The sequence below is a fragment of the Streptococcus taoyuanensis genome (assembly GCF_029589235.1).
Taxonomy (GTDB): Bacteria; Bacillota; Bacilli; order Lactobacillales; family Streptococcaceae; genus Streptococcus; species Streptococcus taoyuanensis.
The window spans coordinates 71,012-78,503 of the sequence record NZ_JARQVW010000010.1 but is presented as its reverse complement, the minus strand read 5'-3'; the positions used below and the strand labels follow the sequence as shown (position 1 = coordinate 78,503).

The 7,492-nt window shown below is 35.3% G+C and carries 8 protein-coding genes and 1 pseudogene; 5 read left to right on the top strand and 4 right to left on the bottom strand.

All coding sequences use genetic code 11. The features are described from left to right. A pseudogene (locus tag P5Y91_RS07400) lies at window positions 1-170 on the top strand (XRE family transcriptional regulator); the annotation flags it as partial. A 218-nt stretch (window positions 171-388) separates the two neighbouring features. After that, window positions 389-904, top strand: a complete 516-nt coding sequence (locus P5Y91_RS07395) for an HdeD family acid-resistance protein (RefSeq protein WP_151191174.1) — start codon at window positions 389-391, stop codon at window positions 902-904. A gap of 545 nt (window positions 905-1,449) precedes the next feature. Here the strand turns inward: P5Y91_RS07395 and P5Y91_RS07390 are convergent. Further along, a complete protein-coding gene (locus P5Y91_RS07390) occupies window positions 1,450-1,989 on the bottom strand; it encodes a T6SS immunity protein Tdi1 domain-containing protein (RefSeq protein WP_049473943.1) in 540 nt (179 codons plus the stop codon). Between the two features lie 125 nt (window positions 1,990-2,114). Continuing rightward, complete coding sequence (locus P5Y91_RS07385) at window positions 2,115-2,600, bottom strand: immunity protein YezG family protein (protein WP_009732100.1); 486 nt, start codon at window positions 2,598-2,600, stop codon at window positions 2,115-2,117. 576 nt (window positions 2,601-3,176) lie between these two features. Here P5Y91_RS07385 and P5Y91_RS07380 point away from each other — a divergent pair. The 3 genes from P5Y91_RS07380 to P5Y91_RS07370 all read left to right on the top strand — a co-directional run bounded on the left by P5Y91_RS07380 (window position 3,177) and on the right by P5Y91_RS07370 (window position 5,660). Beyond that, window positions 3,177-4,004: an ABC transporter ATP-binding protein gene (locus P5Y91_RS07380; RefSeq protein ID WP_151191553.1), complete on the top strand. Its 828-nt coding sequence runs from the start codon at window positions 3,177-3,179 to the stop codon at window positions 4,002-4,004. Between the two features lies 1 nt (window position 4,005). Then, window positions 4,006-4,698 (top strand): Rv2686c family ABC transporter permease subunit, encoded by a 693-nt coding sequence (locus tag P5Y91_RS07375; RefSeq protein ID WP_045759016.1) that lies wholly within the window; start codon window positions 4,006-4,008, stop codon window positions 4,696-4,698. Window positions 4,699-5,129: 431 nt separating this feature from the next. Further along, the gene (locus P5Y91_RS07370) at window positions 5,130-5,660 is read left to right on the top strand and encodes a hypothetical protein (protein WP_151191554.1); all 531 of its coding nucleotides are present in this window, start codon (window positions 5,130-5,132) and stop codon (window positions 5,658-5,660) included. A 197-nt stretch (window positions 5,661-5,857) separates the two neighbouring features. Here the strand turns inward: P5Y91_RS07370 and P5Y91_RS07365 are convergent, their stop codons facing one another. Then, window positions 5,858-6,565, bottom strand: coding sequence for a hypothetical protein (locus P5Y91_RS07365; protein WP_003017225.1), 708 nt, complete (start codon window positions 6,563-6,565; stop codon window positions 5,858-5,860). Further along, window positions 6,562-7,242 carry an ABC transporter ATP-binding protein gene (locus P5Y91_RS07360; RefSeq protein WP_151190967.1) on the bottom strand — a complete coding sequence of 227 codons (681 nt, stop codon included), beginning with the start codon at window positions 7,240-7,242 and terminating at the stop codon, window positions 6,562-6,564. Before P5Y91_RS07360 ends, P5Y91_RS07365 begins: the two co-directional genes overlap by 4 nt. Window positions 7,243-7,492: the final 250 nt, after the last annotated feature.

Genomic DNA, 7,492 nt, shown 5'->3' with positions numbered 1-7,492 from the left:
ACTTAACAAGAGGCAACCAACTATACACAGAAGATGGAGATGAGTTGTATATTGATCCAACTTCTCAGAAAAGAACACTTCATAACCAATATGAACCTGGTTTTATTGAAGCAAGGGATAAATCTCCACTAGAACTCTTAATTGAAAATAAGGAATTGTTTGATAAATAGAAAAAGCGAGGATAACCTCGCTTCAGATTGAAGTTAAAATCTTTAGAAGACACTTTTATAAGGACTTTGTCTTCAATCTGTGAAAAGGAGTGAAAACTCCTTTTCTTTTTGTAAGTCAGACTGAAACTTCCAAATTGTTTATTTATTTTATTGACATTTTCTATAAAAATAAGTACAATAGTTTTATTAGCAAACTATACTATATAGGGGGTATTGAAATGAAATTTTCTAATCGTTTACTGCTATTCCTTGCAGGAGTTGTTTTTGTCCTTTTAGGACTTTTCCTATTTACAAACCCAGTAGCTAATCTTGTTGCTTACAGCTGGTGGATTTCATTTGGTTTACTGGTTTCTTCTATAGCAGCTATTTTAGGCTATTTCTCTGCACCAAAAGAGCTTCGCTCACCTGTTTATCTTTTCCAAGGGTTTGTTAATCTTCTCTTATCTCTTTACCTCGTGGCTTATGGCTTTGTGACCCTGCCGGTCGTCATTCCGACCATTGTAGGAATTTGGTTAATTGTAGAAGCCATTATTGCTTTCTTTAAAGGCAATCGTCTAGGATTGATTTTCCCTATTATTGGTAGCAATATCACGTGGGTAGCCTTGCTTGCATTTTTACTAGGTCTAGTGATTCTGTTCAATCCAGTGGCTACAGGTGTCTTTGTCGTTTATGTCATTGCCTTTTCATTTTTAGTTACTGGCTTCACCTACATTATTGAGGCCTTTCGTAAATAGTCTAGTTGCTATTTCTATCGCATTCAAAAAAGCTGGGAAATCATATTCTCAGCTTTTTCGTCTCTTTAATTATCACTTTTTCGCATTCCATTCTACGTAGAAATTTGTTTTTCCATTTTATTCTCCAATTTGATCTCGCACTGACATTTATTTATAACAAAACTATATATCTAGAATAGCATAATCATTAGGTATTATAGGTTTTCAAACAAAATACGAGTCATTCGTTTTTGCCCCGCTTTTGCCCCATTTTTAAATCCTGACATTGAAAATACCTAAAAGTATTTCCCTAAAATCAGCTATATTTCAACATTTTTGTTTATTTTCAATATGAAAAGTTCTTACAAATCCATGTAGGGGGTATCTAAATCAACAGGAAAAAGCCTTGATTTATAAGGCTTTTTTGCTTGTCATTTTGTTTTTTGTACCAAATTTTGTACCAAATAATTTATATTCACCAAATTAGAGAGTCTCATCCAAAGACTCGTTATTTATCTCACACTCGTTTTCGTCGAAAAAACCACCGCAAGGGTGGTTCTTTTTTATCAATCGTCAAATACTCCGCCTGTGAGTTGGTACATGAGATAAATGTGTTCCAGGACTTTTACTTTATCCATGTGATCCACATCTTTAAAGCCTCCTAATGCCAAGAGCGGGACAAAACCGAAACATTGGTTATAAGACAGAGCACCATGTTTTGATACAGCTTGTCTATATAAATCAAGTTCAAAGTTATCAGTCACATATGAGTTATCTAAATACTGAAGGAAATATTTCAAGCTCTTTATAATAATGTCGCAGTCTTGAAGGTTATATTTTACAATACCAACAAATTCATTCTCTTCCCAAGTAATAATATCTCCAAATGCTGTTACGAACATAGGAAAAGCGATATCTCCTCTGAAATAACTATCTTGGAGAAGTTCAAGATAGTCATCTGGATTAATGACTTTGAGATAACCATCTAAAAAGGTTCCCAAGCCATCTTCCTGCCAAATCTGTAACAACTCAGCAGGGACTTGGTCCTTGTATTTTTCAATAACTTCTTGGGGCATATCTGCCACTTTGATAAAGTTTTCTAGCATGTTTTCCTCCGATTTGATTTTTAGCATCATTTCTCTACAACCATAGTATACCATAAACCATATGTACCAACATTTGTTAAACAACAAGAAAACCACCGCGTAGGTGGTTTATTCTTTAGATATAACTATTTGCCATTATGCTCTCTTTGGAAGGCTTTCATAGCCTTGAACTGTTCTAGTTCTTTTTCATTAGCTGGTTGCTTTCCGAGATATTTATATTCAAAAAAGTCCATTTGTTGACCTGAACTATAATCACTTTCATTCCAAGGTGCATAGTCAAATTCAGCAGATAATTTCGTGCCAATTACTTTTATAGTACAAGAAGTCCACAAAGGTTGGCCTTCTTTCTCAAAAATTTCTCTCAACTCCCAAGCTAATCTAAAGGTGCGTCTTTCTTGATTCCGAAATTCTAAATTAGGAATACCATACCGCTTTGGAATATATAGATTGTAGATATACTCATTTTTCCCCTCTTCATTAAAGAAATAATATACCTCTCCTCCATCAAAAGCTAAACTTATGTTAATAAAAAGATTATCCCATGCTACTGGTATTGTCTCATTAACACTCTGTGCAATCTCACGAATTTTTTCATTAATTTGTTTTTCCATTTTATCCTCCGATTTGTTCTCACGCCGACATTTATTTATAACAACACTATATATCTAGTATAGCATAATCATTAGGTATTATAGATTTTCAAACCAAATGCGAGTCATTCGTTTTTCCCCACTTTTGCCCCATTTTTAAATCCTGACATTGAAAATACCTAAATGCATCTTCCAAAAATCATTTGTTTTTCAACATTTTTGATTACTTTCAATATAAAAATTTCTTACACATCCATGCAGGGGGCATCTAAACAACAGGAAAAAGCCTTGATTTTAAGGCTTTTTTGTTTATTTAAAACAAGTGGATTTGTACCACCTCTTCTGTATAAACTAGAAAATATACCTATACTTTCATTCAGAGATTATAATACGATAATTTAAAAAACTATCTGCGAGTAAACTACATTTTAAAAATTAGCTAACTAAAGAATAGGTCTTGCTTTATCTTTTAAATCTTAGTATTATAGATTTAAAACTTTAGGAATAAGCCTATGAACTGGTAAATAAAATTCCTGTATTCCAATTTATCGTGATGCTAACAAGTCACGTAATAATTTTCTAAAAGAAAGATATAAAATGAACGATAGTATCTTAATTTCAAATCTTACCAAAAAATTTAAAGACAAAACAGCACTCAAGGAAATCAGTTTCTCAATAAGTAGTGGAGAAATATTTGGTTTTTTAGGACCATCTGGTGCTGGCAAAACTACGACAATAAATATTTTAACCGGTCAGTTGCCACCTGATGGAGGAGAGGTTAAAATCTTAGGAAAAGATTGCATCCAATTAACCTCTGACGACTTTTTAAAATTGGGAATTATGAGTGATAATGTGGGTTTCTATGATAGACTGTCTCTGTACGATAATCTTTTATTTTTTGCTAAATTCCACAATGTAGAAATAGCATATCTAGATCATTTATTAAAGCGATTGAAGTTATATGATGATCGATTTAATAAAGCAGAGAAGTTATCAACTGGAATGAAACAACGAATGTTGTTAATTCGGGCGATTCTACATTCACCAAAAGTAATTTTTTTAGATGAACCAACTTCTGGAATGGATCCAACCCTATCTCAAATCGTTCATGAACTACTACTAGAAATTAAAAACTCTGGGGCAACTATTTTTTTAACAACTCATAACATGGATGAGGCGACCAAATTATGTGATTCAATCGCTTTGCTTCATGAAGGAAAAATCGTTGAACAAGGTTCGCCTCGGGAGATTATTGATAAGTACAGTCAGACTGATAAGGTTAAAATAAGCTATTTTGATGGAAGAGAGATAATTGTTCCTAAAGAGGAAGCTTATAAGTATCTAGGAGAGAATACTAAAACAATCAATACTCTAGAAACAAGCCTTGAGAGTATCTTTATTCAATTAACAGGAGACAAATTATAATATGCTTAATCGATTTTTTAGTTTGTTATGGTTACGGTATAGATACCTTCTTCATAACAAAATAATTCTATTTGTATGTGTATTCACACCAATAGTCGACTTCTCACTTTTAAACTTTGTGCCAGACGTTCGTGGTTCAGTCTTTTTAATGAGTATGGCGATTATTACCATCTATAGCCTGACTGCTGGAACTTTTACTACACTAATCATCAGCGAAGAAAAAGATAAAAAGAATTTAAGAACATTGATTTTAACAGGTGTCAAAACTCCAGAGTATATTTTTTCTACAATCTTATTTCCATTTCTATTTTCAATTATAGGTGTTTGGGTGATGCCTATTACTTTTGGTATCTCAATACCTAATCTTGCTCTATATTCATTAATAACCTTCCTTACGATACTTTGTTTTATATTGGTCAACTTTGCGATAGCTTTGTTCTGTAAAAATCAAACACAAGCCTCTGCCGTGAGCCTAATATTCTATCTTGTCATTATGACTCTCCCTATGTTTTCGAGCATAAATAAATTTGCTAAATTATTAACAGATTTTTCTCTATTAGGAGCGCATAATCAATATTTTAATGATATCTCTGCCTTCAATCTTTATAATATACAAATTTTAACATTGTTACTTTGGATCATGTTAATGTCCGCACTTGTATATACGGGATTCGTCTGGAATAAGAAACATTGAGATGATGTAAGCAATTAATCGAGCCTAGGTTACTGATAAAATAATTTTTGACACACTTTTGCCCCATTTTTAAATCATGACATTGAAAATACTTAAAAGTATTTCCCTAAAATCACTTATATTTCAATATTTTTAATTACTATCAGTATGAAAATTCTTTCCAAATCCATGCAGGGGGCATCAAACTTCAACAGTAAAAGCCTTGGTTTACAAGGCTTTTTTGCTTGTCTCAAGAGCATTTGGCTCACTTTTTTAGATACTATAATTTAGCGTACGAAGTTAAATCATTCTGCACCATTGTTATTCCATTTATAATAAAAAAACCACCTTTGAACCCTAGCAAACATTTGACAGCTCTTCACCGAATCCGCTATGATAAGAGTACTTGAAATTCCAAGTTTTCGTTGCATATTAAATGTAAGGAGTCCAAAATGAAAATCTATTATTCAAAATATGTCGGATATGGCTCTCTGGCTTTTGCCTGTGCGCTCTTTATCCACTTAGCTTTTTTATCGATCCTAGGTTTTGAGGGTTTTCCAAAAATCACTTTTATCACTCTCATTCAGATCCTTTTATTTTTGATTGCGATCTATGCAACCATTGCTGGGATCAAAAGACTGACCAGTCGTCAGATCGCCTTTGAGCTGACTTCTGATGGGATTCATGCTTATCAGGGAGTGATTCTGACAAAAGATATCTTTATCCCCAAGGAAGATTTGGTAAGTGTAGCTTATAAAGAGGTCGATGTTAGTGACCCCGATCACCAAAATAGTAAAAGTTATTTCATCGAGTTTCAACTGAGGGACAATACTACACTAGACAATCTCTCAAAATCGAATGTCATCATTAACACAGAGCACCATACCGTAAAACTCTTCGTCAATCTTTGTAAATTTAAGGAAGAAGATTGGCAAAATCTTTCCAAGTACTTGATGGACGAATACCGAATAACCGTTTTATAGCAAAGAAAAGAGAGTGGGACAGAAATCGGTAATTCGTTAGAATTCGATTTCGTCGTCCCACCTCCGCACAGTTGAGTAGGGCTGTAAAAGCTGATGAAATCAGCGTAGTAGAGCCCACTCAACCACTGCGTCTTGCTCGACAATCCAAAAACAATTGAGAGGCTAGGACTTTTGTCTCAGCCTCTTTTTAACTACTCTTAGTTCCCCATTTTTCCTTTGGGTACGAGCAGATAGAAAAATAGCAAATTCAATCCAAATACAGCAACAAAGAGCGCCAATTGAGAGACATCGATCGTTTGTTTCTCGGTCAAATCTTGGATCAGCTTTGTATAATAATAGCCTGGGAAAGCCCGTTGTAGTTTGCCAACTAAGTCCATAAATCCTCCACTTGCGCCAAGCGTATCAAAGGGAATAATGGTCATAGCGGCCAAAATAATGACAGGAAAGCCAATGGTATCAATCGTCTTGGCATCTACTCTTACCCCAAGAACAAAGCCAATCACGCTAAAGTAGATCCCCATCAAGGATAAGAGGAAAAATTGCACCAACAGGCTAGTCGTCACTGGAAAGTGAAAACCTAGAACAGCAACTACTAGTACTGCTAAAAAGATCAAGCTGTTCAAAATCAGTTGTACGATCGATTGATCCCATAAATAGTTCTTGACACTATAGCTTGTAAAGTGGGATTCAAAAGAATAAAACCCAATATCTGAGGCGATTCGCTTACTAAAGGTTGCAAGGCTATTGCCAATGACCCCGATAAATACGGCAATGCCTAATAAAATACTTGGCGAAACCCCTTTTTGAAGCTGATCAAAGAAGATATACCAGCCTATGGGTAAAATAATGGTGAATAATACAAAGCGCTTATTTCGTAAAACTTGTTTTAATTGAATCTTTTTCATGCTTGTTCCCCTCCTTTATTCATCTCTTCTCGGAAATACTGCTCAATGGTTTGACCAGCCTGGTGAATGTCCTCAACAGCCTTTGCGGCAGCAATTCGACCCTCTTTTAAAATCAAGACTTTTGTAAAAAAGGCATCAATTTGGTTAAAATCATGGGTCACCACAACAGATGTAAACTCTTGCTGCTCCAGTAGTTTCCAAAAGTTATCCACTGCTTCCAAATCCATGCCAGTCGTTGGCTCATCTAAAAAAATCAACCTTGGATGATTCAAAATGGTTACCAACAAGGACAAGCGTCTCTTTTGACCACCAGAAAGACTTCCCACCATCTGCTCTTTTGAGCCTCTCAATTCGACCATCTCTAAGAGTCCATTGATATCAGCCTGCTTCAGCTGATTCATCCGGCTTTTTAATTCGACGAATTCAGCAAGGGTTAGATCCTCGATGAGTAGATCCCCCTGAGGCATCATCCCAATTTCTCTTTGAAAATCAAGCGAAGTCTTTATCGTCCCCGAATCAGCCTGGAGCTGCCCAGCGATAATGTTGAACAGGGTGCTTTTACCTGCTCCATTATTTCCCAGCAAGGCAATTTTATCTCCTTCTTCTATCGAAAAAGACACCCCCTTTAATACAGCTTTCTCCTTAAATGATTTTGTAATAGATGCCACCTGAAACATACGATCCCTCTTTTCTTATTGATCTTGTGTCCATTATACTTCAAGAGGAAAACCTTGGAAGCTCTCTGTCAGAATCGGTCAAAAAATCGTCGTGAATGGTCAAAAAAGAGGCTGGGACAAAAATCCTAGCCTCTCAATTGTTTTTGGATTGTCGAGCAAGACGCAGTGGTTGAGTGGGCTCTACTTCGCTGATTTCATCAGCTTTTACAGCCCTACTCAACTGTGCGGAGGTGGGACGACGAAATCGAAT

Excerpts from the sequence above, each read along its gene's own strand:
- P5Y91_RS07395 (WP_151191174.1), top strand. The coding sequence starts at position 389 with ATGAAATTTTCTAATCGTTTACTGCTATTCCTTGCAGGAGTTGTTTTT.
- P5Y91_RS07390 (WP_049473943.1), bottom strand. The coding sequence starts at position 1,989 with ATGCTAGAAAACTTTATCAAAGTGGCAGATATGCCCCAAGAAGTTATT.
- P5Y91_RS07385 (WP_009732100.1), bottom strand. The coding sequence starts at position 2,600 with ATGGAAAAACAAATTAATGAAAAAATTCGTGAGATTGCACAGAGTGTT.
- P5Y91_RS07380 (WP_151191553.1), top strand. The coding sequence starts at position 3,177 with ATGAACGATAGTATCTTAATTTCAAATCTTACCAAAAAATTTAAAGAC.
- P5Y91_RS07375 (WP_045759016.1), top strand. The coding sequence starts at position 4,006 with ATGCTTAATCGATTTTTTAGTTTGTTATGGTTACGGTATAGATACCTT.
- P5Y91_RS07370 (WP_151191554.1), top strand. The coding sequence starts at position 5,130 with ATGAAAATCTATTATTCAAAATATGTCGGATATGGCTCTCTGGCTTTT.
- P5Y91_RS07365 (WP_003017225.1), bottom strand. The coding sequence starts at position 6,565 with ATGAAAAAGATTCAATTAAAACAAGTTTTACGAAATAAGCGCTTTGTA.
- P5Y91_RS07360 (WP_151190967.1), bottom strand. The coding sequence starts at position 7,242 with ATGTTTCAGGTGGCATCTATTACAAAATCATTTAAGGAGAAAGCTGTA.